This window comes from Romboutsia sp. 1001285H_161024_C4, from assembly GCF_015550185.1.
Lineage (GTDB): Bacteria > Bacillota > Clostridia > Peptostreptococcales > Peptostreptococcaceae > Romboutsia_C > Romboutsia_C hominis.
This window is the reverse complement of record NZ_JADNAJ010000031.1, coordinates 1-1,854: the sequence shown is the minus strand read 5'-3', so window position 1 is coordinate 1,854 and position 1,854 is coordinate 1. Positions and strand designations below refer to the sequence as shown.

3 protein-coding genes are annotated in these 1,854 nt (G+C 24.2%); 1 reads left to right on the top strand and 2 read right to left on the bottom strand.

Features of this window, described 5'->3' with window-relative positions:
* The first annotated feature begins 252 nt into the window (after positions 1-252).
* On the top strand, positions 253-834 hold the full coding sequence (locus I1959_RS15285; RefSeq protein WP_195238924.1) for a hypothetical protein: 582 nt from the start codon (positions 253-255) through the stop codon (positions 832-834).
* Positions 835-859: 25 nt separating this feature from the next.
* Here the strand turns inward: I1959_RS15285 and I1959_RS15280 are convergent, their stop codons facing one another.
* Positions 860-1,138, bottom strand: coding sequence for a hypothetical protein (locus I1959_RS15280; RefSeq protein ID WP_195238922.1), 279 nt, complete (start codon positions 1,136-1,138; stop codon positions 860-862).
* Between the two features lie 294 nt (positions 1,139-1,432).
* Positions 1,433-1,603, bottom strand: coding sequence for a hypothetical protein (locus I1959_RS15275; protein WP_195238920.1), 171 nt, complete (start codon positions 1,601-1,603; stop codon positions 1,433-1,435).
* Between the last annotated feature and the right edge of the window lie 251 nt (positions 1,604-1,854).

Sequence of the window (1,854 nt, the reverse complement as noted above, 5' to 3'; positions counted from 1 at the left end):
AAAGTAAGGGAGGTAAATGATATGCTGTTGGGGGCAAGAAACTGTAATAATAAAAAATATAAAAATAGGACCATGATGCAACTTGTTTGAATCATTGTCCTATTTTTATATTTTTTGATATATCAGCCTTTAGGTTTTATATTTTAAAATTAATTCATTCTATATATAAAAATATTATAGATTATAATATCTACTATGCTATACTTTATATAACGGGTGTATAACACCTGTTATAAAGGAGTGGGTTTAACTATGAATAAAGAAGAATTTAATAAATTACAAATCTCGGAGCAAATAGATTTTATAAATTCTGAACTTAAAAATAACAAGAGTATAACATCTGTTTGTAAAGAGTTGGGAGTTGGAAGAAGTACAATTAGAGATAGATTTAAAAAAGCTAATTATTCATATTCTAAAGATTTAAATAAATATACTTTTAATGAAAATACTAAAGATAGCTCACAAGAGCTTATACAGGGTAAAAACAGATGTAATACATCTGCTATATATAATAAAAATACAGATTTAAGTAATAATAGTTCAATTGTTACTGTATTAGAAAAATCAGACCAAGAAATTCAAAAAAATTTACTTGATTTAGTAAATAACTATGATGTGTTAAAAGAAATAATCGAATTACACAGACGTAATACATCTGTTATTAAACAACAAATTATCATAAATTTAGAGGATACGGAAACTACTACTACTACATTAAGGATTAATAAAACAATCTTAGAAAAGTTTAATGAATTTTGTAATGAAAATAAGCAATTTAAAAAAGTTGATTTATTAAGCCAATCTCTAAAAAATTTCATAGAGCAACATAGTTAATAATAAAAAGCATGGTATAACCATGCTATTTTTTTATTTGTTTATTCAATTCTCTAGACCTTAAATAAAGTTCTATTTTTATCTTACCCCACTCATCTACACCTTTTAACATTATATAATCAAATCCCTCCATTTCATCTTCTAAATAATCTAAATTGTCTTTTTCATGTTTAATACGTTTTTCAAATTCCGATTTTGCAAAATTATAATCTATATAAAATTCTGGAGCATAAACTGTAGTTTCTCCTAATTGAATTTCTTCTTTTTGTATGTAGTAAATTTTTTCTATATTATTAATTGTCATTTTTAATCTCCTAAAATTTAGTGTTTTTATAGTAAGCTATTAGATTATCTAATAGCCTACTTATTGTTTTTAGTTAAAATATAAAGGCGAATCATGTTTATAACTATAGCAAATGTAAATATTAAATTGAAAACCTTAATTAAGGACAATTTATGAAAATTAATAGTTAATAGATATAAAATCATAAATATAAAATATAAGACTTTTCTTTTCATTTTCTAATTAATTATAGTATAATTATATCTGTAAGGTAGGCTCCACCCTACCTTACATAAAAAGAATAAAAGATTAAGATTAGCGGTGCTTTCTTTTTGAAGGCACTCTTTTCTTATACCTGTGGTTTAATTTAGACTTTAGACGTTTTTTTTCTGCTCTAACTTCTAAAAACATTATGATATTAATAAGTATTACCACAAAGTCTAAAATTTCTTTTACTACTTTAAAAAGTGATATAATTATATCCATAATATCCTCCTTTCGATTTTATTCAAGAAACTTAAGAGGAAACTATGCCCCCCCTGTCGGGTTGTTTCTTGTTGCCATAAAGCTTTCATTTCCGAGTGCTTTGTCAATGTAATAAATAAAAAAATTTTATTGCTGCTAAACTTGTTTTTAGCATCAATAAAATTTTTTTATTTATGGAATTGATAAAGTAAGGGAGGTAAATGATATGCTGTTGGGGGCAAGAAACTGTAATAATAAAAAATATAAAAATA